A 21,678-nucleotide genomic window follows, 5' to 3' on the forward strand; every position below is an offset into this window, starting at 1 on the left:
TTGCCGGCTACCGGGTTGTCTTCTACGATCAAAAGAGCAGTCATCCTGAATCAGGAGTCAAGATATGTCCGATCACCATGTTTACAAGAAAGTGGAAATAGTCGGCTCGTCCAAAAAGAGCATCGAAGACGCGATTGAAAACGCCCTTGAGGAGTGTGGCAAGAGTGTCCGCAACATGGAGTGGTTTGAGGTGATGGAAACCCGTGGCCATATTGTCGACGGCAAGGTTGGTCACTATCAGGTGGTGATGAAAGTCGGCTTCCGGATCAAGGACAGCTGACGTTGATTACCCGGGCCCTAATGGCGTCGGCAAGACGATTCATCAGCTCCCGGGATTCGCCTTCATGCAAAGAGTGGCACTTGTCCTGCAATACTCTCCGGTCATGATCCGAAGGAGTGGTCGACACTTCCTTGAGAAGGTCAAGATATTGGCATGCCGCCAGGTGCGCCCGGATTTCTGTATCTATGAGTCGCGTAACCAGTTCTTCCACGGTTGCGTTACAGAAGGGCCGGTTCCGGTTTAGCAGGTTTCGGGCTTCCAGTGCCGCATTTCGGGCTTCAAGCCGGAGCTCCCCGGGGGCTTCCCCACCTTCGACAGCACGAAGAAACATCCCCAACCGGTCATGGAGGTGCCAGACCTGGGGCCAGAGCCGATCGTAGGCTTCCTTCTCGGCAAGATAACGGGCGGTATCGTTTTCTGCCGGCGCGACAGCCCGGTTGGCAAGGTCCTGGCCATGGAAATGACTCACCCGGAGGTCATCCATCTCCCGGCCAAGTACACCGGTTTTCTGTCGCAGGGTTTCAACATCCCGCCGGGTCTCCCTCCCGGCTCCGGAAGCAAGCCACAGGGCGATTAGAGCGATCAGCAAGGCGCCGGCTGACAGCAAAAGTGGCAAGTTATCTCCGGCGAGAACACTGAAAAGTGGGTCCGTTTCCATGGTATCTGGCCCCCGTCAAAAGCTCGCTTTGGACTTTCAGTATAGAAGCTAATCGCTGTTCTGTTTCCGAAATGGCAAAAGTGAACTGGCCTCTTCAAAATAGGCTCGGACCCGTTCCGCTTCCTCCTCAGTGAACGCCTCAATTGCATCACGGAAGCCGGGATGGGCAATGCCATGCCATGAATGGGTGATGACCGGCTCAAATCCCCGAACCAGCTTGTGCTCGCCCTGGGCGCCAGCGTCGAAATACTGGAGCCCCAGCTCGATGGCAAGCTCTATCCCCTGGTAGTAACAGGTTTCAAAATGTAGGTGGTTGTATTCGTCGAGACAGCCCCAGTAGCGGCCATAGAGGGTTTCCCGGCCGGCAAGGAAAAGGGCGCCGGCAATCATCTCGCCGTCGCGAATGGCCATAATCAGGTGCAGGTGCTCTGGCAGGTTGTTGCGTACCAGCTCGAAGAAACGTTTGTTGAGATAAGGGCGCTGTCCCCGCTTCAGGTAGGTTGCCTGGTAAAATACGTAAAAGGCGGCGAGCACATGATCCGGAGTATCCCGTCCCTGAAAACGGGCAAAGGTAATTCCCTGTTCTGCCACCTGCCGACGCTCTTTGCGGATCGACTTGCGTTTGCGGGACGTGAGAGCTCCGAGGAAATCCTCAAAGCCGTTATAGCTGCGGTTGTGCCAGTGAAACTGGCAGCCGATCCTGTGCAGCTGGTCATCACTCTGCAACAGCGCCCGGTCCGTTGCTTCCGGAAACAGGAGGTGCCACGAGTGAGCGCCCAGCCGAGAAATCAACGTATCGAGGAGCTCGTGAAGCTGTTGTGGTTCGAGTTGACTGCGCAGGACCTCATCCAGGAGCAATCGCGGTCCCTGGGACGGGGTGAACGGCACGGCGATCAGAAGCTTTGGGTAATACTCCAGACCATAGCGCTGGTAGGCGTCGGCCCAGGCCCAGTCGAATACATACTCTCCCATGGAGTGGGATTTCAGGTACGCGGGAGCAAGGCCGGACAGTTGGCCTCCAATCCGGAAGATCAGGTGGCAGGGCTGCCACCCGGTTTCAGCCCGGGTGCAGCCAGACTGCTCCAGGGCCTGAAAAAACTCATAGCGGAGAAAGGGGTTATCCCTGCCCGCCAGTTTCTCCCAGTCAGCCGGGGAAATATCTTCAATGGACTGACAGGTTTCAACGGTCAGGGATTGTAATCCGGATTCGGGCATGACTCGGGAAACTCCTTGGTGTGCTCCCGATACCATACGCCAGAACCCGGTCTTTGATCACTGCTTCAGAGTCTCGCAGCGTTTTTTGAGTTTCTCTTTCCACTCGTCCATGCGATTTTGGTACTTTTCGCGCCGCTCCTCATGGATCTGATTCCAGATCTCACGCTGTTCATCGTTCAGTTTCAGGCGTTCAGCCATTTCAGTCCGTCGCGCTTCCATTTTGGCGCGGCGTTCTTCCTGGTCAAAACGACCTTTGCCCTCTCGGAAATCTTCGCACATTTGCTCCATATCGTGCCTGTCATGATGGTTGCCGCGGTACTCCTCGCCATGGTGATTGGCCAGCGCGAACGGCGTAGCGGTAACCAGTGCAGAGGCCAGGATGCTGGCGGCAATGATTGAGTTCTTGCGTTTGTTCATGGTGTTTCCCTGTTCTGTTGGCCGTATCTTCGGCGGATGATTATTCGTGATCATAGTAACGCCGGGTTCCGTCAACGGGCGTCAGCGATGTGTAAAGGTTCTGCAAAGGAATTTTCACCGAATCAGCACGTTGGGAGGCGTGTTAGACTTCACGCAGTGATGACGGAGGCTTGATATGCAAAACAGGGTGCTGATCGTAGAAGATGATGATGAATTGCGGGAACTGCTGGCCCGTTATCTGACCAATCAGGGATTTACAGTGCGTGAAGCGGCCAACGGCCGGGATGGCTTATCCCTGGCGCTGGGCCAGGACTCGGACATCGTAGTTCTTGATATCATGCTTCCCGATATCAGCGGCCTGGAGGTTTTGCGTGAGTTGCGGGCCCAAACCCACTTGCCGGTTGTGCTGCTCACTGCCCGTGGGGATGAAACCGACCGTATCGTGGGGTTTGAGGTGGGCGCTGATGATTACATTCCCAAACCGTGCAATCCGAGAGAGCTGGTTGCCCGGCTGCAGGCTCTTCTGCGGCGTATTGCCTGGGATCAGAAAACCGAAATGAACGCTGCCCGAGTCTATGGCGACCTGAGAGTGGAACCTGGTCACCGCCGCATTCTCCACAACGATGATCCGCTGGATCTGACTGCAACCGAGTACGAGGTTCTGCAGGTATTGCTGGCTCACGCCGGCAGCGTGGTTCGCAAGACCGATCTGATGCAGTGGGCGTTGGGCCGTCGGCTCGAAGCCTACGACCGCACGCTGGACATGCATATCAGCAACCTTCGGAAAAAGCTTGGTAATGAAGACCCGCCCCGAATCGAGACCATTCGGGGCCTCGGCTACAGCTATCGGGTGCCGGTGTGAAGCAACCTATGATGTTCCCGCTGTTCTGGCGGATTTTCCTGTCGATCTGGCTGGCAATGGCAATCACCGTGGTGGCCAGTAATCTGGCCAGCAGAACACTGCTTGACCGGGAGCGACAGGCCATTGAGCGCCAGGTAGGGCTGAGAGATCTCGCGCAGCAAGCGATTCAGGTTCGTGAAAACGATGGCCGTGGGGATGCCTGGCGTTTTTTGCGGGCCCAGGGGGAGCGGCTTGGGCTCCACCTCATTCTGATAGAGCAGGAAGGAGACGACAAACGTCTGCCGTCTTCCATTCGCGACCGGATGAAATCCGGCTGGTACCCACAGAAGCCCGCGGTTATTGATGTCGCGGACGGCTATCGGCTGATTGCCTGGCCGCGGGTGAGCGGAGAGGGCTGGCTGGATCCAAAGTTTTTCCGGTTTATTGAGCTGGGCCTGGCATTTGTTCTGATTACGCTGGCCTGCTGGTGGATCGCCCGCGTGGTTTCCAGACCCCTGAAACACATGGAAAGTACCGCGCAGAGGATTGCTGGCGGCAATACGGCGTTGCGGGTCAGTGAGAAAATCGCCGGGCGCCGCGACGAAGTAGGTCAACTGGCCACCGCCTTCAATGCCATGACCGAACAGCTGTGCAGTCTGCTGGAGCGACAGAAACACCTTCTGCGGGATATCTCCCATGATTTGCGTACGCCGCTCACCAGGCAACGCATCGCAATCGAGCTGGCGAGCGATAGTGGCGCCGATGAGCAGCTAATGGGGAGCATCCTGCGCCAGAATGAACGGTTGGAAGCCATGATTTCCCAGATTCTGACCTTGTATCGGGTTGCCGATAAGGGTGGCGACTTCGAACGGGAGGCGGTCAAACCGGTCAACCTGCTCAACCATGTTCTACAGGACGCGGCGGACTACGCAGAGCACCGGGGCGTGGATTGCAGGCTGTTGGCCAAGGCGGAGCTTGTGAATGTCTCGGTGCTTGGCGACGCGGGTCTGTTGCAGCGGGCATTCGATAATATTCTGCAGAATGCACTGGACCATACACCACCGGGTAAGCGGGTTCAGGTTATAGCGTCATTGTCTGAGGGCTGGGTGAGCGTCAGTATTGAGGATGAAGGGCCGGGGGTTGAGGCCGCACTTCTGACGAAACTGTTTGAGCCATTCTTCCGGGCGGACAAGTCCCGGGGTGGCAAGGGCTGGGGGCTTGGGCTCGCTATTGCCCGTGACATTATCAGTGCCCATGACGGCGAAATTTCAGCGGCCAACGGCGAGGTTGGTGGGCTACGGGTGACGATCCGGCTGCCGGTGTTTACCGTTTCCTGATGTCAGCTCATCCTGATGTTGTCCGTCTGTTGACCCGAGGTACTTCAACTATGAGTAAAGATTACCCCGTCCCGGCAGAATACCTTGAGCGGGAGACGGAAGTGAAGAAGAGCCGTTTCATCGCCCGCATTGCGCCGGTCAGCTCGCGTGAAGAGGTCAAAGCCTGGTTGGCGCAGGCGCACCGTGACCACCCCGATGCCCGCCACATCTGCTGGGCTTATCAGATAGGCCGGCCGGGCTCCGCGGCTGAAGCGGCGATGAACGATGACGGAGAGCCCTCCGGAACTGCCGGAAAGCCCATACTGAATGTGATCCAACACAAAGATATGGGAGATGTGCTGGTCATGGTTATCCGGTACTTCGGAGGCACCAAGCTCGGTGCTGGCGGACTGGTTCGTGCCTACGCCGGCGCTGCGGAAAGCGTTCTTTCGGCGGTGGATCGTGTGGTCCAGCAACCGGTCACTTTGGCCCGGGTGACCATGAGCTTTGCGGATGAACAGCCTCTAAGACACTGGTGTGAGGTTAATGGCGGTGTTGTCGAGTCCGTCGATTACGGCCCCTCTGTTATCGCCGGAGTGTCTGTTCCCGAGGCGCTGCTGGAAGACTTCGCGGCGTTCTGTGAAGCCCTGAAAATGGATTACAGTTTTGAAAGGTGAGAGGTCAAAGGGGCGTCCTGGCTCGTGTCGTGAGCGTATACTGAAAAGATTGATCCTCCAAAACAGGGAGAAGTAATGATGCGAGTTTTGATGATGTCGATGCTGGTACTGGCATTAACGGGGTGTGCGGGCAATGTCGTGACGGACTACAACTCCTCGGTGGTCTTTGGCAATTTCTCATCTTGGTCATTCGCTGAAAATGCAGGCAGCTCCGCGTTCGTTTCTCTGGATGGCAGTCGTGTGCAAAGTGCGCTTGAAAGAGAGCTGAATCGCAAGGCATTGCGCAAGGTGCCTGAAAATGAGGCCGACCTGTTGGTGAATTGGCAGATTGTTGAGGAAGACCGGCTGGAGCAGTCCGGAGTAGGGCTTGGTTTTGGCTTTGGTACAGGCCGTTTTGGTTGGGCACTGGCAGCTCCGCCACCTGTGCGTGAAATCACCGAGGGGAAGCTGGTTGTTGAACTGGTGGATACCGGTAGTGACCAGGTGGTCTGGCGTGCGGCCAGCCGGCGTTACCTTAATGAAAACCAGTCTCCTGAAACCCGTCGGGAACTGATTGACGAGGTAGTTTCCGAAATGTTTTCCAAGTACCCTCCAGGCATCCAGTGATATCAGTTGAACCAGCAAAATAAACTGTGGAGAGGTAATGAAAAAACGATCTGGGGGCGGTCTGGTCTTTTCTACGGAACAGGGCCGGATGTGCCCGGACTGTCGGAATCCGGTATCGGAGTGCACCTGTGGTCAACCTTCTCCACCAGTCGGTGACGGAGTGGTGCGGGTCAGCCGCGAAACCAAGGGCCGCAAAGGCAAAGGCGTGACCCTGATTACTGGCATTCCGATGGATGAAAAAGAACTCAAAGCATTTGCCAAGGTGTTAAAGGCAAAATGTGGTACAGGCGGCACAGTCAAAGACGGAGTTGTGGAAATTCAGGGCGACCAGCGCGATATTCTTGTGCCGCTATTGCAAACGAAAGGCTGGACCGTAAAGCGGGCCGGTGGCTGATCAAGGGAGGCAAGCATGCATATACTGGTTTTGGGCGCGGGTGTCGTGGGTACGACCACCGCCTGGTTTCTGCAGAAGCAGGGCCACCAGGTAACGGTGATCGACCGACAGAATTACGCCGGAGTTGAAACCAGTTACGCAAATGGCGGGCAGATTTCCGTCTCACACGCAGAACCCTGGGCAAACCCCTCCGCTCCCATGAAGGTTCTGAAGTGGCTTACCCGGCCGGACGCCCCACTGCTTTTCCGCCCCCGTTTTGACCCGGCCCAATGGCGCTGGGCTGTCTCGTTTCTGACCCAGTGCACGTCCGCAAAGGCGGCACATAATATCCGTCAAATGGTCAATCTTGGTACCTACAGCCGGGGGCAGCTTCAGGCTTTGCGCAAAGATGTGGGGGTGGAATACGACCACCTTGAGAAAGGCATTATCCATTTCTACACAGACCCGGCTGAGTTTGACGGGGCTATGGAGCCGACCAGAATCATGCAGGATCTGGGCTGTGACCGGCAGATCATAGATGCCGATCGTGCGATTGAGCTGGAGCCCGCGCTGAAGCCGATCAAGGACCGCATTGCCGGGGCCACCTACACCTCGGAAGATGAGTCCGGTGATGCCCGTATGTTCACCCAGAACCTGGCAAAGCGCTGTGCCGAAGCGGGTGTGGAGTTCCGGTACGGCACCGAGATTCTCGGGTTCGAGTATGCCGGCGACCGGATCCTGGGGGTGCAAACCATCAGGGGCGGTCACCATGAAACCCTGCGTGGTGATTCCTATGTTTTAAGTTTAGGCAGCTATAGCGCAATTCTCGCCCGGAAGATCGGGCTGCTCCTGAACATCTACCCGGCCAAGGGGTACTCGATTACGGTTCCTGTGAAGGATGAACAGGCAGCGTTTAACGTCAGTCTGACTGACGACGAATACAAACTGGTGTTTTCGCGCCTGGGTGATCGCCTGCGTGTGGCCGGTACCGCCGAATTGAACGGGTATGGCCGGGAACTTAATCTTACCCGCTGTCGTGCCATTGTGCGCCGCACGGCTGAAATAATGCCCGAGGCGGGGCACTGGGATCAGGCAGAATTCTGGACCGGTCTTCGCCCGGCTACCCCGTCTAATGTGCCATATATTGGTAAAAGCCATTTCCCCAACCTCTACCTGAATACCGGTCACGGCACTCTGGGCTGGACCCATTCCTGCGGTTCTGCGGCGGCACTGGCGGATATTGTCGATGGCCGCAAGCCGGAGGTGGATTTTACGTTCTCGGGCATATGATCCTGCGACAGAATCGAAAAAGCCAGCTCGTGGAAGCTGGCTTTTTCGTGGCTGAACGAACCCGCCCGAAGTTTACTTCAGCTGGTCCCGAATCAGTTTCTTGTTGATCTTGCCAACACTGGTCTTTGGAATGTCCTCAACAAAATCCATCTGCTCGGGGATGGCCCATTTGTTGATTTCACCTGAGTCTACAAACTGCTTCAGATGATTCTGGATATCTTCCAGGCTTGCCTCTTCCCCCGGTTTGAGAGTGACCAGCGCGTGTGGGCGCTCGCCCCACTTCTCGTCGGGCACACCTACCACGGCGGCACCGGCGACGGCCGGGTGCTGGCTGATCAGGTTTTCCAGATCCAGTGAGGACAGCCATTCACCGCCGGTCTTGATCACGTCCTTGATGCGGTCTTTGATGACCAGTGTGTGGTCAGGCTCCATGGAGGCGACGTCACCGGTGTGTAGCCAGCCACCTTGCCACAACTCTTCACCCTTCTCTTTTTCCTTGAAGTAGCTCTGGGTCAGCCAGGGCGCACGGGCAACGACTTCGCCTTTGGCTTCGCCATCATGGGGGACCGGCTTCCCGTCCGGGTCAACGATCTCGAGCTCCACCATGGGTGCCGCGATACCGGTTTTGACGCGTTTTGCGGTCTGCTGCTCAAGTGGCAGCTCCATGTCTTCGGGAGTCAGATGGGTGGCGCTGAGCAGTGGACAGGTTTCGGACATGCCATACGCTGTGTACATGTGAATGCCGAGCTTGGCGCCTGCGTCACACAGACCCTTGGTCAGGGCACTGCCTCCAATCAGGACGTGCCAGTTGCTCAGGTCTGCGGTCTTGATGGATTCTGTCCCCATCATCATCTGCATGATGGTCGGTACGCAGTGGGAGAAGGTAACCTTGTGCTCCTTCAGCAAGTCTACCAGCAGTTCGGGTTCATACCGGCCAGGATAGACCTGCTTGATACCCATCATGGTGGCGGCGTAAGGAACGCCCCAGGCATGAACGTGGAACATGGGAGTCACTGGCATGTAAACAGAGCTGGAACGCAGGAGCGGCATTTCATCATGGACAGAAAGCGAGCCGGTCATCGCCATTGTGTGGAGAACCAGTTGACGATGGCTGAAGTAAACGCCTTTCGGATTGCCAGTGGTGCCGGTGGTATAGAAAGTGGTGGCGATGCTGTTCTCGTCAAAGTCGGGGAAGTCGAACTCTGTTTTGGCGCTGGCCAGCATGGCTTCGTATTCACCGGCAGTTGCCAGCTGTGCAGGCTTCGCAGATGCCTCATCGGTGAGCTGGATATACGTTTTGACGGTTTTGATTTCGCCTTTGACCGATTCCAGAATCGGCAGGAAGTCGTCATGCACCAGGACCACATCGTCTTCGGCATGGTTCATGGTGTAAACGATCTGGTCCGGTGACAGGCGCACGTTAATGGTGTGCAGTACGGCACCAATCATTGGCACGGCGAAAAAGCATTCCAGATAGCGCGGTGTATCCCAGTCCATGACAGCGACAGTGTCGCCCGGCTTTACGCCAGCATCTGTCAGGGCATTGGCGAGGCGATGAATTCGTTCTACCAGATCTGTGTAGGTGTACTTGCTGCGATTGGCATACACGATTTCCTGATCTGGCGAATAACGCGGACCGGAAAGCAGGAGTTGCTTGATAAGCAGTGGATACTGGTAGGCATTGTCCGCCGGGGGGAGAATTCGGGTCTGTGCCATCACTTGTTTCCTCTTTCTCAGTTGTTGATTTTGTCTCGAGAAACAGAGGTAAATCTGACACAGATTGCTTGAAACGGGAACCGTGAAAAGCGAAAAAAACGCAGAATTACCCGGCGTTTAAATGAAACACCGGGTACCCTCTGCGAACACTTATGTTATTCGTAGGTGCAAAGGTAGGCGGTATCAATATCTGTTTTTGCCTTGAAGCTGGATTGACCTGCGACGTCGAAACTTTCGCCTGCGCCATAGGTCATCCATTCTTCAACGCCCGGCAAAAGCACCGTCAGGGCTCCGCTGATCACCGTCATGGTTTCTTTTTTGCTGGTGCCGAACTCATACTCGCCCGGGCTAATCACGCCAACGGTGGCTGGCAGGGTCGAGGTCTGGAAGGAAATGGACTTGGCCTGGCCGTCGAAATATTCATTTACTTGCAGCATACGCTGGGTTCCTCAGAAGAGTTTGGGAGCCTACTATACGGCAATTTTATACACTTCCAATGACAATTTATTGGTTAGAGCCGTCGTGTACTCCAGGCACAGTCGACCTCGCCGCTCTTTCTTCTAGTCCGCTGTAAAGCTTGTGGTTGTCGGGATCATAGCGCTCACGCAGCTCATCTTTGGTGGTCCCTCCCCATAGCACTATGCCGGTGAAATAACCTGCCCTGCCTATGACATGGGCGGCAATCGGTGCAGTCAAAAGAATAAATACGATAAAAGCGACCGCCCTTGCGACGACAGCACTATCTGCAAAATGGAGCGCAACAGCAGCCATAATGAGCATAGCACCCAAAGCACCTGCTTTGGTGGAAGCGTGCATGCGGGTAGGCAGATCAGGCAATCGAACAATTCCGATGGCCGCAAGAACCATGAACGAAGCCCCTGCCAGCAGCAGAATAGAGACGAAGATTTCACTCATTCTTGAGACCTCCACGTTCCAAGAATCTGGCGAACCCAATCGCCGCAAGAAAGGCTGTCAGGGCGATGACGATTGCGACATCAAGAAAACTGGAAACGCCGGTATCAATGGCGTGTACCCCGACGTAGCCAACCACGACGGATGCTATCAGCTCCAGCGCGACGACCCGGTCAGCCAGGGAAGGGCCGCGGGTCAGCCGGATGAACGCAAAAAGCAGCGCCAGAGACAGCATGAAATAGACAGCATTGATTGCAACGTCAAGCATGGCGGCCCCTATCGCATTACCTTCAGGATTCGGTGTTCCAGTTCCCTCAGGTCATTTCTGAGTTGCTCTTCGTCCTGAAGAAACATGGCGTGGATGAACAGCACCTGCCGATCATCGGAAACATCCAGGCTTAGCGTACCCGGAGTCAGGGAGATAACACTGCTGACAAACATAATCTCCATGTCGGTCTTTGCATTGAGAGGAAACGCGATCACACCGGGCTTCATATGCCAAACCGGTGTTGCGACATCGTAAGCAACCCGTAAGTTTGATTTCACCAGCTCTTTCAGAAAAAAGAACAAAAAAGCCAAAACCCGCGGAATCCTGCGGGAGTATCCATTTAACGTGGGTACCTGCTTCTGCAGTACCATGAGTGCGATGTAGCCAAAGCAAAAACCTGCCAGCAGATTCATGGCAGTGACGCTGCCACTGAGAGCCACCCAGGCCAGAGCCAACAGCAAATTCCAGAAGAGACCGATCACTTCGACTGCCCTCCAAGAACTGCTTCAATATACAGTTGCGGATTCATCAACTGGCTGGCGGCCGTTTCGGCGAGCACGTAAATTGGCTGACCATAAAGACCAATAATCAGTGTACACATGGCGAGACCCACGACAGGCACATAATAGGCCCAGTTGTGTTTGTCTTTGACTTCGCCATTGAGCCTGCTTACATCCGCCACATGTTCCGGGACCTTTTTCCAGAACACTTCCGCCCAGATCTTGATCATTGAGTACAGTGTCAGCAACCCCACCAGCAAGGCGATGGCTGTTATGGCATATTCGCTGGCTTCAAGACTTGCACGCACAACAATGAACTTGGCGAAAAAGCCGGACAAAGGCGGAATACCGGCGAGCGACAACGCCGGAATCAAAAACAACAGGGCCAGGTAAGGGCGCTGACGGTAAACGCCACCCAGATCTTTCAGTTCATAGCTGCCCAACAGGCGATAGGTGATACCGCTCACCAGGAACAGGTTCGTCTTCACGATGATGTGGTGCATGATGTAAAACACCCCACCAATCAGAGCCAGTGGCGTGAAAAGGGCAAGGCCCAGAAGCATGTAGCCGATCTGACTGACGATATGGAAAGACAGAATTCGGCGGAACTCAAACTGTGCCGCGGCCCCGAGCACGCCCGTCAGCATCGTGAGGGCGGCGGCCCAAAGCAGTATGGTGTGGGTGTACGCGACATCCTGTGTGAAAATTAGCGTGAATACCCGATAAAGCGCGTACACCCCGACCTTGGTAAGCAAGCCCGCAAACAGTGCCGAAACCGCGACCTGAGGGGTGTGGTAAGAGGCAGGGAGCCAGAAAAACAGAGGGAACGCCGCCGCCTTGATGCCGAACGACATCATAAACATCAGGGAGACCACCGTAACCATCCCGGGATCTTCAACGCTGTTTAATTTTTGAGCTATATCCGCCATGTTCAGGGTACCGACCATGCCATAGAGCAAACCCACGGCAGACAGGAAAATGGCCGATGAAAACAGGTTCAGGGTCACATACTTGATGGCACCCTCCATCTGAGCGCGCTCCCCGCCGAGGGTTAGCAATGCAAACGAAGCGAGCAGCATCACCTCAAACCAGACGAACAGGTTGAATATATCACCGGTAAGGAAGGCTCCGGCTACCCCGGCAAGTAACAGATGCATCAGTGGGTAATAGCCGAATTTTTCGTGGCCTCTCGGCGTTGAGGCCAGTGAATAGATCGCGATGGCGAGGCCGATAATGCCGGTGAGCACGATCATGATGGCGCCAAGCATGTCGGATACAAGTACGATGCTGAATGGAGCAGGCCAGCTGCCCATTTCCGCCACCAGAAAACCTTGCTCGATGGTCGAGCGCATCAACCACACTCCGGATCCGAGCAAAAGCCCGGTGGCAATGACTGCAAGCATGCGCTGTAAGCGGACGGAGCGCCAAAACGCCAGGGACAGGGCGCCGGCGGTCAGTGGTATCAGGATCGGGAGAACGAGTTCCGGGTTCAAGTGTCCGTATCCTTCATCTTGTCCAGGTCATCGGTTCCAACCACCTCGTAGGCACGCCGGATCAGAACAACTGCGAAAGCCAGTACGCTGAATGCAATCACGATAGCCGTGAGGATGAGTGCCTGGGGTAGAGGGTCAGCCATTGCCCCAACGACTTCGTTTGCGCCGTCAGGAATGAGCGGCGGTGCGCCTCGCGTCAAACCCGAGACTACGAAAATCAGCAGATTCGCTGCATTGCTCAGAATGATCAGACCGATGACAAGTTTTACGAGAGATCTTCTCAGCATCATATAAATGCTGGCGGCAAAAAGAACACCAATGACGTAGGCCATCATGGTTTCCATTACTGCGCCCCCTTCGTGCAAATGAATGCTCGCGTCATTCGTCGGACTCCATCAGACTGATCACAAAGGTCATTAGCGTGCCCAGGACGGCCAGGTAGACGCCAATGTCGAAGACCAGTACGGTCGATAGCTTCAGATAGCCCTCGCCGGGCAGCGGCACTTCCCACCAGTGAGCTGTGAGCATGGCCTGGCCAGACCATAGCGCGGGGATGGTCGAGGCCAGTCCGAACAGCAATCCAGTCGCCAGAAGATCTCGTGGACTGACACGCAGTATCTTGCGGGTTGATTCAGCCCCGAAGGCGAAGGCATAAAGCACGAAAGCGCTTGCGGCGACCAGCCCGCCAATGAAACCACCGCCGGGTTCGTCGTGCCCGCGCAAGAGCAGAAAAACCGAAAACATCAGTTGCAGCGGCATGATGGCGAGGGCTGCCGTGTGCAGAATAAGCGTGTTGGACTTCATGGCTTATGCTGGTCCTCCGCCCTGAGTTTGATCATGGAGTAGACCCCCATAGCGGCAAGGGCCAGAACAAAAATCTCTCCCAAAGTATCCAGTTGCCGGAAGTCCACCAGAATTACATTGACAATGTTCTTGCCAAACGCCAGGCCATAGCTGTTTTCAATGTAATAACTGGAAATGCTGTCAAAGTACTGGATGTCCAGTACAGCAAGCATGAGCAGGGTCATGACCGCGCCGGCAAATATTGCGACCGTCAGGTCCCGGCAACGTTCCCACGAAGATGAGAGATTGACGAATGGCGGCAGTTTGAAGAGCACCAGAACCAGTAATATGACGGTGAGAGTCTCAACCAGCAATTGGGTGATTCCCAGGTCTGGGGCGCTGAAATGGATGAAGATCAAAGCCACCCCGAAGCCAAGCACACCGACAGAAGCAACGGAGCCCAGCCGGGATTTGGTGACACTGGCAAAGACGGTCGCGGCGACGATCAGGAGTGCGATTCCCCACTCGTAGAAATAGCCGTCGCTGAAGTCAAAATCCAGATGTAAACCGTGACGGGTAAGCAGGGTGTAGCCAGTCAGGCCGAATGTCACAAGGACAAGGATCAGCAGATAGATACCGAGAACGCCGTTCTGCAGCAGCCGTGTTTGCCAGCTTGCTATCTGGGTGATACCGAGCATGAAGCGGAAATATCCCGCCTCCGGGCCAACGCGGCTGCCAGCGGTGTTAATGGCGTAGAGCGTCGGTTGCAGCCGCTGCCAGGCGTAAAGCAGTAGCGACCCGGCCAGCAGGCTGGCGCCAGACAGTATCAACGGGATATTTACTCCATGCCACAGGGCGAGAGAGGTCTGCACTCCGCTGCCATAGATTGAGGAAATCGCCGCATCCAGCACGGAAGTTGCTGGCAGAAACGGCGCCATGCCAAAAATCAGTGCAATCAGCGACAATACGGCGGGGCCAACAAGCATGGCGAAAGGCGCATCATGGGGCTGTTTCGGGGTGGTACGGGTTGGACCGAAAAAGGGCTTTATAAACACCAGGCCAGCCACCGCAACGACCAGAATCGAAGAGGCGACAGCTGCCGCCAATAGTCCCCAGGACCATAAGGGCGAATTGATCAGCGACTCAAACATTAATTCCTTGGCAACGAATCCAAAGAGTGGTGGAAGCCCCGCCAGCGACAGTGCAGCCAGACAGGTAATCATTGCGGTCTTGGGCATGCTGCGCCAAAGGCCACCCATTTTCGTGATGTCTTTGGTGCCGGTTTCATGGTCCAGTGCACCTGCGAGCATGAACAACGCACCCTTGTACAGAGAGTGGGCGACCAGGACACAGATAAAAGCGGTGATGGCCAGTTCCGTTCCAACCCCTATCAGCATGGTAAGGGTGCCCAGAGCCATCACCGTGGAATAGGCCAGAACCTTTTTGATGCCGGTACTGCTGAATGCCAGGTATGCGCCGGTGAGCATGGTTGCTGCACCAAAAATCACCAAGGCATAGCTCCATGGCACGCCCTCGCCCATGGAAGGGTTCAGGCGTGCCAGCAAATAGATGCCGGCCTTGACCATGGTTGCAGAATGCAAATATGCCGAAACCGGAGTCGGCGCGGCCATGGCGTTCGGTAGCCAGAAATGGAAAGGCACTTGGGCTGACTTGGTAAACGCACCTATCAGTATGCAGATGACAGCTGCGATGTAGTAACCGTGTTCTTGAATTGGTAGGTCGGACGCAAGAATTTCAGAAAACGAATAGCTGCCGGTGATGAAAATCAGCAGGATCAAGCCAGCCATTAATGCCAAGCCGCCGCCCGCTGTGACGAACAGGCCCTGGAGGGCACACTTTCTCGCCTCGGCATCTTCATGGTTGAAGCCGATCAAAATGTAGGAGGTGATGCTGGTTAGTTCCCAGAATACGAAAAAAGTAATGAGATTATCGGAAAACACCAACCCGAGCATCGAGGCCATGAACGACAACATGGTGACGTAGAACCTGGAGAGATCCTTATGACCTTTCAGGTAGGAACCGGCATAGATCAGGATAAACGTACCGATACCACTGATGAGAAGAGCAAAGACCAGTGACAGGCCATCAACCATGAAATCAAGGGTTACGCCGAGGCCCGGCATCCACCGGTTTTGAATCAGAAGGCTTTCACCGCCGCTGATCGTCGGGATCAGACTGGCAAAATAGGCAGTGAGCACTGCGGGTAGCAGCGACAGCACCCAGCCGATGTAGTTGCCTGTTACACGATAGAGCGCTGGTACTGCGACTGCCAGCAAAAAGCCCGAAAGCACAGCCAGTAGCATCATGCAAGGGTGCTCCTTTAAGATCCAAGTTAAAACGCCCTGCGGTTAACGGCGATTTTTATAACCAGTATCTAATACGATCCCTTGGTACAAAAAGTTCTTAAAAATTATGGGAGGCTCATTGGTCCCAGGGTTGGCCCCGAGTATTTTCTGTGGTTTTAACCTTCAGATGCATGGCTGATTTTGCAAGGAAGTTGGCGCTTATGGGGGCAGTCATAATCAGAAAGGCCGTAATCAGGATTTCTTCAATGCCAATGCCTTGTCCAAGAGTACTGAAGTAAATCACAGAGCTGATCACGATGGCGCCTACTCCAACGGTGGTGGCTTTGGTCGGTCCATGCAGGCGTGTAAAAAAGTCCGGGAGGCGGGCGAGGCCAATGGCGCCTATCAGGGTAAATGCACCGCCGATCAGTAGCAGCAGGCATATGGCGTATTCAGCGTATGGGTTCATCTGATGTGTCCTCCAAAAGCAGGGTTTTTGCCTGGTATGGGCTTATTCAATGACGCTGCCCCGTTTCAGGTATTTGGCCATCGCAACGGTTCCGACAAATCCCATAACGGCAATCAGCAGGGCCGCCTCAAGGTACATGCGTGTCCCAAGCGTGATACCAAGCAGAATGATCAGAGCAATGGCATTGATATAGAGCGTATCGAGTGCCAGCACTCTGTCCGGCGCGTCCGGGCCTTTGATCAGGCGGTAAACATTTAAAAGCACCGCCAGCGTGACCATGGCAATGGTGATGTACAGAGCGGTAACCATCATTGGAACATCTCCAGCAGAGGCTTCTCATAACGGGCCCGGATCGTGTCGATGACCTCCTGGTCATCTTCCGCGTCCAGGGCGTGAATCAGCAGCAGCTTGTTGTCATCGCTGACATCAGCGCTCACGGTGCCTGGCGTCAGGGAAATGGTGCTGGCCAAAATGGTTATGGCAAGGGGGTGCTCCAGCTCCAGGGGGTAACAGATGAACGCCGGGCGCGCCTGGCGCGGGCTGAGTATGAGCTTTGCAACTTCGACACTGGCCACGACAATATCCCAGACTACTCGCAACAGGTACGCGGGCATTCGCCAGGCCTTGATGAATGCTGGCGGATCAGGCCAAAAACCCTGGGTCATCTGTGGTATACCCCACGCCAGGATTATGCCCAGTACGACACTGCCGCCGGTGATGCCGTCACTCAGAAACTGCCAGGTGATAAAAAGGGTCAAGCTTAGCCAGGGCTGGGGAAAACTGAGGCGATCAAGCATTAGCTATCCTCCCTGATCATGGGGGTTTGCAAGATTTCGATATAGGCATCGTTATTGTGCAGCTGAGCCGCCGTTGCATCGGTGTAACGTGTAATGGGTCCGGCGAGCACAACCATCACCACCGCCAGTGCGGTAAGTGCGCCGGCTGCAACAGAAACCCGGCCGTTGAGCGGGTCCGGTTTTTCCAGGTGGCCATCTACCGTGCGCCAAAAAACAATGCTGCCAGCGCGGCTATAGGCGATAACCGTCAGGAAGCTGCCGATCAGAAGTACTGACCAGAGCCAGGCCATCTCGGTTCCCGGCTCAACGGATTTCAGGATCAGTACCTTGCCGAAGAAGCCGCTCAGAGGTGGCAGGCCGGCGGCAGCAACGGCCCCAACCAGGAACAGGACACTGAGGAAGGTGCGGTTCTGCATTTTGGGCGCGGTAACAATACGGTCTTTGGCCGAGCCGCGCTGGTTAGATACCAGCTCCGAGACAAGGAACAGACCACCAACCGTCCAGGTGGTGCTAAGCAGGTAGAAAAGGGCGGCAGACAGGCCGGCTTCGGAGCCAAGTGCAATCGGAGCCAGCAATGTGCCTACAGAAATGATGACCTGCCAGGCGACCAGTGTTTTCAGACTGCCGGATCCCAGCGCGCCGATAATCCCCATGGCGAGGGTAACCAGGGCAATGGGGAACAACCAGTCCATGCCGAGGTTGGCGAGCTCACCGGCATCGTCGCCGAAAATCAGCAGATACACCCGCAAAATGGCGTAAATGCCAACCTTGGTCATTACTGCAAACAGGGCAGCGACCGGTGCGGTGGCTTTTGAGTAGGCCCGGGGAAGCCAGAAGCAGAGGGGCAGGATGGCGGCCTTCAGACCGAATACCACCAGCAACATCATGCCACCGGCCTTGACGATGCTCAGGCCTTCGCCTGAAACCTGGGGTATCTTGACCGCCAGGTCTGCCATGTTCAGGGTCCCGGTGACACTGTAGATCATCCCGACACTGATCAGGAACACCGCGGAGCCAACCAGATTCAGTACAACATAGTGCAGGCCAGGAACGGTTCTTACCGTGCCGCCTCCGTGCATCAACAAACCGTACGAGGCAATAAGGAGCACCTCGAAAGCAACAAACAGGTTGAAAAGGTCACCGGTAAGGAAGGCAATGTTCAGGCCCATTAGCTGGAACAGGAACAGCGCGTGGAACTGGCGATTGCCCTCGTCGGCACCGCCGATAGAGTAGATGTGACAGAACAGGGCCAGAACGGCTGTCACGATCAGCATCAGGGCCGCAAGGCGGTCCAGCACAAGGACAATCCCGAACGGTGGCTGCCAATTGCCAAACGCATAGATCCGGTAGCTGCCGTCGTCCGCAAGTGCCAGAAGCACTATGGCAGAAACCAGTATCAGGACTGTCGTAGCCAGCGCCAGCGTCCGCCGCAGGCTGATAGGCGCATAGCCCATAAAGACCTGAAGAATGCCGCCCAGAAGAGGAATCAGAATAGGTGCGGTAAGCCAGTGGTTCATTTACCGGTTACCTCCTCTTCTTTCTCCGGGGCGGGCGATTTGTAGGGTTGTTTTCCATCCACGTGGTCGCCCTCGTTGTCTGCCAGGTTACGCAGAGACAGCACGACAACGAACGCAGTCATTGCAAAGCCAATCACGATGGCGGTCAGTACCAGCGCTTGTGGCAGCGGATCCGAATAGCTAACTGCAGTGCCGATGACCGGCTGCTGGCCCGTTGCCAGGCGTCCGCTGGAGAATAGAAACAGGTTCACGCCGTAAGACAACAGGGTCAGGCCGACCACCACGGGGAAGGTGCGAGCCCTCAGAATAAGATAGACGCCAGATGCCGTCAGGGCGCCAATAACCAGTGCGACAACAAGCTCCATTACGCACCCTCCTTTTTACTCTTGATGGCGGAGTGGGGAGACAGCCGGCCGATACTTACCAGTGAAAGCAAGGTGGCTCCTACAACCGTCAGATAGACGCCCAGATCAAATACCAGGGCAGAGGCAACCTCGAACTTGCCCACCACCGGCCAGGTTATGTAATCAAACGTGGATGTCAGGAACGGATAGCCGAAGGCGAAGCTCCCGGCGCCGGCGACGGTCGCGAACAGCAGGCCCAGACCGATTACGTTGTGATAGCGGAAAGAAATTCTGTCCTCGGTCCAGTTCATGCCGCTGGCAATGTACTGGAGGATCAGCGCAACCGAGGTGACCAGGCCGGCGATGAAGCCGCCGCCAGGCAGATTGTGGCCCCGCAGGAAAATGAACGCGGACACCATTAGGGCCAGCGGCAACATAGGCCTGGCAATCAACTTCAGCATTAGCGGATGGGCATCCCGTGTCCAGGCATGGCCCTCGCCATCGCTTGGCGGCGGCGTCAAGGGCGTGTTCTTGAGCATGGCGTAAATGCCCAGGGCTGCAATGGCGAGAACGGTGATCTCGCCCAGGGTATCGAAGCCCCGGAAGTCCACCAGAATCACGTTGACCACATTAGTGCCGCCACCGCCAGACTTGCTGTTTTCCAGGAAGAAATCAGAAATTGAACTGAAGGGTTGGGTTAGCATGGCCAGGCTGACCAGTGTCATGCCAATGCCGGCGACCGCAGCAATGGCAATATCCCGGATCCGTCGACCAAGCGGTGTTTCAATCGGCGTCCAGCTAGGCATGTAGAAGATCGCCAGCATGAGCAGAACAATGGTCACAACTTCTACGGAAAGCTGGGTCATTGCGAGGTCCGGCGCCGAGAAACGGGCGAACGTCAAGGCCACTATCAGGCCTACCACGCTCAGCAGAACCAGCGCGTAGAACCGCTGCCGGTGCAGCGCCGCAGTTGCCAGGGCGCAAAGGATCAGCACACCTGCGGCGATAGCGGTTGGCATATCCACTGGACTGAGCCCGTTTTCGCCAACAAAGATCCCCAGACCAAGAAGCGGCATGGCGGCGACCGCAATGGCACTAACGAAAAGCAGCATGGCGTATCGCTGGAGTGAGCCATTCTCCATGCGCGTAGTAAATCTGCTTGCCAGATCGACTAGTCGCGACACGACAGCTTCGAATACGGCTTTTTCATCAATTTCCTTGAACCGCGCGTGGAAGTCGAAAAAGCGCTGACGTTGACTATACATGAGCAAGCCACCGAAAAGCGCCAAAAAGCTCATGAACAATGGCAGGTTGAAACCATGGTAAATCGCAAGGGTGTATTCCGGCACATCACCGCCAAGCGTTGCTGAGGCTGCCATATACAGCAGCGGCCCGACAGAAACAGCAGGGAACAGGCCGACCATGACGCAGGCGAACACCAGGATTTCCACCGGAAACTTCATGTAGCGCGGCGGCTCGTGAGGCGGGTAGATCGGAAGATCTACTGGCTTACCGTTAAAGAAAACATCGTGAATAAAGCGGGCCGAGTAGGCCACTGCGAATATCCCGGCGAGGGTTGCGACGATCGGTGGCAGCCACGCCCAGAGTCCCGGGAGGTTCAGCTCCAGTGACTCGGCGAAGAACATTTCTTTGCTCAGGAACCCGTTCAGCAGAGGAATACCGGCCATGGATGAAGCGGCCACCATGGCCAGAGTTGCGGTGTGAGGCATGTAGCGCCACAAACCGTTGATGCGACGCATATCCCGGGTGCCGGTTTCGTGGTCGATGATACCGGCGGCCATAAACAGCGAGGCTTTGAAGATTGCATGGTTAATCACGTGGAAGACCGCCGCAACGGCCGCAAGTTGGGTACCCATGCCGAAAAGCAGGGTGATCAGGCCCAGGTGGCTTACTGTTGAGTAGGCCAGGAGGCCTTTCAAATCGTGCTTGAACATGGCGACGTAGGCACCAAGCAGCAGAGTGGCCATGCCGGTGAAGCTGACCATATAGAACCATTGTTCCGTTCCCGCCAGTGCCGGATAAAGCCGGGCCATGAGAAATATGCCGGCTTTGACCATGGTTGCCGAGTGCAGGTATGCCGAAACTGGTGTTGGCGCCTGCATGGCGTGGGGCAGCCAGAAATGGAACGGGAACTGGGCAGATTTGGTGAATGCGCCGAGCAATACCAGGGTGAGGGCTATCGGATAAAGCGCATGGGCCTTGATCTGCTCACCGGCTGCCAGAACGTCATCGAGTTCAAAACTGCCAACAATGTTGCCAATCATTAGTATGCCGGCAAGCAGCGCAAGTCCGCCACCGCCAGTCACTGCCAGGGCCATCCGCGCACCACGTCGGGCATCCTGCTTGTGGGTCCAGAAACTGATCAGCAGGAAAGAGGTGAGGCTGGTCAGTTCCCAGAAAATCATCATTAACAGCAGGTTGCTGGAAAGGACGATACCCAGCATTGAGCCTTTGAAGCACAGCAGCAGGGCGTAGAACTTGGCCACATTCTCGTGAGTTTTGAGGTAATAACGGGCATAGAGAATAATCAGCAGCCCGATGATCAGGATCAGCAGGGCGAACAACAAAGACAGCCCGTCCAGTCTGAAACTGAAGGAGAGGCCAAGTGCCGGCAGCCATTCATAACTGTGTAATACCACGCCGCCGCCGGCAAGCGTTTCCCAATGGGGGAAAAGGGCTGCGAGTGCAATCAGCGCGGGTACAGAAGATGCGACGGCAATCGCCGTTCTGCCGCCCTGGGCGAATAGGGGTGCGAATATTGCACCCAGAAAAGGCAGTAAAACAACCAGCGGTAGCGACATCGCAACCTCTTTATCGGTTTTTCTTTTAAATGAATGGAGACGGGTGTTTGCCTGAGTTTAGTCTCCGGCGAGCTCTGG

At 55.7% G+C, this 21,678-nt stretch carries 25 protein-coding genes; 7 read left to right on the forward strand and 18 right to left on the reverse strand.

The features are described from left to right. Positions 1-64: 64 nt before the first annotated feature. Positions 65-280, forward strand: coding sequence for a dodecin (locus BKP64_RS01450; protein ID WP_070965033.1), 216 nt, complete (start codon positions 65-67; stop codon positions 278-280). On the opposite strand, the gene BKP64_RS01455 is transcribed toward BKP64_RS01450, so the two are convergent. The 3 genes from BKP64_RS01455 to BKP64_RS01465 are packed head-to-tail and all read right to left on the reverse strand — an operon-like array spanning position 267 to position 2,570. Further along, positions 267-938: a hypothetical protein gene (locus BKP64_RS01455; protein ID WP_070965035.1), complete on the reverse strand. Its 672-nt coding sequence runs from the start codon at positions 936-938 to the stop codon at positions 267-269. The two genes, BKP64_RS01450 and BKP64_RS01455, sit on opposite strands and share 14 nt — an antisense overlap. Positions 939-986: 48 nt before the next feature. Then, the gene (locus BKP64_RS01460) at positions 987-2,153 is read right to left on the reverse strand and encodes a GNAT family N-acetyltransferase (protein WP_070965038.1); all 1,167 of its coding nucleotides are present in this window, start codon (positions 2,151-2,153) and stop codon (positions 987-989) included. Positions 2,154-2,210: 57 nt separating this feature from the next. After that, positions 2,211-2,570, reverse strand: coding sequence for a hypothetical protein (locus BKP64_RS01465; protein WP_070973503.1), 360 nt, complete (start codon positions 2,568-2,570; stop codon positions 2,211-2,213). 175 nt (positions 2,571-2,745) lie between these two features. Between BKP64_RS01465 and BKP64_RS01470 the strand changes: the two genes are divergently transcribed. The 6 genes from BKP64_RS01470 (at position 2,746) to BKP64_RS01495 (ending at position 7,673) form a co-directional block, all read left to right on the forward strand. Next, the gene (locus BKP64_RS01470) at positions 2,746-3,432 is read left to right on the forward strand and encodes a response regulator transcription factor (RefSeq protein WP_070965041.1); all 687 of its coding nucleotides are present in this window, start codon (positions 2,746-2,748) and stop codon (positions 3,430-3,432) included. After that, a complete protein-coding gene (locus tag BKP64_RS01475; RefSeq protein WP_070965043.1) occupies positions 3,429-4,748 on the forward strand; it encodes a sensor histidine kinase in 1,320 nt (439 codons plus the stop codon). Before BKP64_RS01470 ends, BKP64_RS01475 begins: the two co-directional genes overlap by 4 nt. Before the next feature lie 50 nt (positions 4,749-4,798). Further along, complete coding sequence (locus BKP64_RS01480) at positions 4,799-5,404, forward strand: IMPACT family protein (protein ID WP_070965046.1); 606 nt, start codon at positions 4,799-4,801, stop codon at positions 5,402-5,404. 78 nt (positions 5,405-5,482) lie between these two features. Beyond that, positions 5,483-6,010 carry a DUF4136 domain-containing protein gene (locus BKP64_RS01485; protein ID WP_070973504.1) on the forward strand — a complete coding sequence of 176 codons (528 nt, stop codon included), beginning with the start codon at positions 5,483-5,485 and terminating at the stop codon, positions 6,008-6,010. A 37-nt stretch (positions 6,011-6,047) separates the two neighbouring features. Then, positions 6,048-6,404 carry a translation initiation factor Sui1 gene (locus tag BKP64_RS01490; protein ID WP_070965049.1) on the forward strand — a complete coding sequence of 119 codons (357 nt, stop codon included), beginning with the start codon at positions 6,048-6,050 and terminating at the stop codon, positions 6,402-6,404. A 15-nt stretch (positions 6,405-6,419) separates the two neighbouring features. Continuing rightward, a complete protein-coding gene (locus BKP64_RS01495; protein WP_070965052.1) occupies positions 6,420-7,673 on the forward strand; it encodes a D-amino acid dehydrogenase in 1,254 nt (417 codons plus the stop codon). Positions 7,674-7,745: 72 nt separating this feature from the next. Here BKP64_RS01495 and BKP64_RS01500 read toward each other — a convergent pair whose 3' ends face one another. The 15 genes from BKP64_RS01500 to BKP64_RS01570 form a co-directional block, all read right to left on the reverse strand. Further along, positions 7,746-9,389, reverse strand: a complete 1,644-nt coding sequence (locus BKP64_RS01500) for a fatty acid--CoA ligase (protein ID WP_070965055.1) — start codon at positions 9,387-9,389, stop codon at positions 7,746-7,748. Positions 9,390-9,544: 155 nt separating this feature from the next. Next, positions 9,545-9,826, reverse strand: a complete 282-nt coding sequence (ppnP, locus tag BKP64_RS01505) for a pyrimidine/purine nucleoside phosphorylase (protein WP_070965058.1) — start codon at positions 9,824-9,826, stop codon at positions 9,545-9,547. 67 nt (positions 9,827-9,893) lie between these two features. Beyond that, the gene (gene mnhG, locus BKP64_RS01510) at positions 9,894-10,304 is read right to left on the reverse strand and encodes a monovalent cation/H(+) antiporter subunit G (RefSeq protein ID WP_070965061.1); all 411 of its coding nucleotides are present in this window, start codon (positions 10,302-10,304) and stop codon (positions 9,894-9,896) included. Next, complete coding sequence (locus BKP64_RS01515; RefSeq protein ID WP_070965064.1) at positions 10,297-10,569, reverse strand: MrpF/PhaF family protein; 273 nt, start codon at positions 10,567-10,569, stop codon at positions 10,297-10,299. The genes mnhG and BKP64_RS01515 overlap by 8 nt, the downstream gene beginning before the upstream one ends. Before the next feature lie 8 nt (positions 10,570-10,577). Next, positions 10,578-11,051: a Na+/H+ antiporter subunit E gene (locus tag BKP64_RS01520; RefSeq protein ID WP_070965066.1), complete on the reverse strand. Its 474-nt coding sequence runs from the start codon at positions 11,049-11,051 to the stop codon at positions 10,578-10,580. Next, positions 11,048-12,562, reverse strand: a complete 1,515-nt coding sequence (locus BKP64_RS01525) for a Na+/H+ antiporter subunit D (protein ID WP_070965068.1) — start codon at positions 12,560-12,562, stop codon at positions 11,048-11,050. The genes BKP64_RS01520 and BKP64_RS01525 overlap by 4 nt, the downstream gene beginning before the upstream one ends. Then, complete coding sequence (locus BKP64_RS01530; protein ID WP_070965071.1) at positions 12,559-12,906, reverse strand: Na+/H+ antiporter subunit C; 348 nt, start codon at positions 12,904-12,906, stop codon at positions 12,559-12,561. The genes BKP64_RS01525 and BKP64_RS01530 overlap by 4 nt, the downstream gene beginning before the upstream one ends. A gap of 34 nt (positions 12,907-12,940) precedes the next feature. Next, the gene (locus BKP64_RS01535; protein WP_070965073.1) at positions 12,941-13,366 is read right to left on the reverse strand and encodes a Na+/H+ antiporter subunit B; all 426 of its coding nucleotides are present in this window, start codon (positions 13,364-13,366) and stop codon (positions 12,941-12,943) included. Next, on the reverse strand, positions 13,363-15,672 hold the full coding sequence (locus tag BKP64_RS01540; RefSeq protein ID WP_083329125.1) for a putative monovalent cation/H+ antiporter subunit A: 2,310 nt from the start codon (positions 15,670-15,672) through the stop codon (positions 13,363-13,365). Before BKP64_RS01540 ends, BKP64_RS01535 begins: the two co-directional genes overlap by 4 nt. Positions 15,673-15,787: 115 nt before the next feature. Then, positions 15,788-16,120 carry a Na+/H+ antiporter subunit G gene (locus BKP64_RS01545; protein WP_070965075.1) on the reverse strand — a complete coding sequence of 111 codons (333 nt, stop codon included), beginning with the start codon at positions 16,118-16,120 and terminating at the stop codon, positions 15,788-15,790. A 42-nt stretch (positions 16,121-16,162) separates the two neighbouring features. Further along, positions 16,163-16,432, reverse strand: coding sequence for a K+/H+ antiporter subunit F (locus BKP64_RS01550; protein WP_070965078.1), 270 nt, complete (start codon positions 16,430-16,432; stop codon positions 16,163-16,165). Further along, positions 16,429-16,917, reverse strand: coding sequence for a Na+/H+ antiporter subunit E (locus tag BKP64_RS01555; RefSeq protein WP_070965081.1), 489 nt, complete (start codon positions 16,915-16,917; stop codon positions 16,429-16,431). The genes BKP64_RS01550 and BKP64_RS01555 overlap by 4 nt, the downstream gene beginning before the upstream one ends. Further along, positions 16,917-18,434, reverse strand: a complete 1,518-nt coding sequence (locus BKP64_RS01560; RefSeq protein WP_070965084.1) for a monovalent cation/H+ antiporter subunit D — start codon at positions 18,432-18,434, stop codon at positions 16,917-16,919. Before BKP64_RS01560 ends, BKP64_RS01555 begins: the two co-directional genes overlap by 1 nt. Then, a complete protein-coding gene (locus BKP64_RS01565; RefSeq protein WP_070965086.1) occupies positions 18,431-18,799 on the reverse strand; it encodes a Na+/H+ antiporter subunit C in 369 nt (122 codons plus the stop codon). Before BKP64_RS01565 ends, BKP64_RS01560 begins: the two co-directional genes overlap by 4 nt. Beyond that, positions 18,799-21,600: a monovalent cation/H+ antiporter subunit A gene (locus tag BKP64_RS01570; protein WP_070965089.1), complete on the reverse strand. Its 2,802-nt coding sequence runs from the start codon at positions 21,598-21,600 to the stop codon at positions 18,799-18,801. The genes BKP64_RS01565 and BKP64_RS01570 overlap by 1 nt, the downstream gene beginning before the upstream one ends. Positions 21,601-21,678 lie beyond the last annotated feature (78 nt).

This window comes from Marinobacter salinus, assembly GCF_001854125.1.
Lineage (GTDB): Bacteria > Pseudomonadota > Gammaproteobacteria > Pseudomonadales > Oleiphilaceae > Marinobacter > Marinobacter salinus.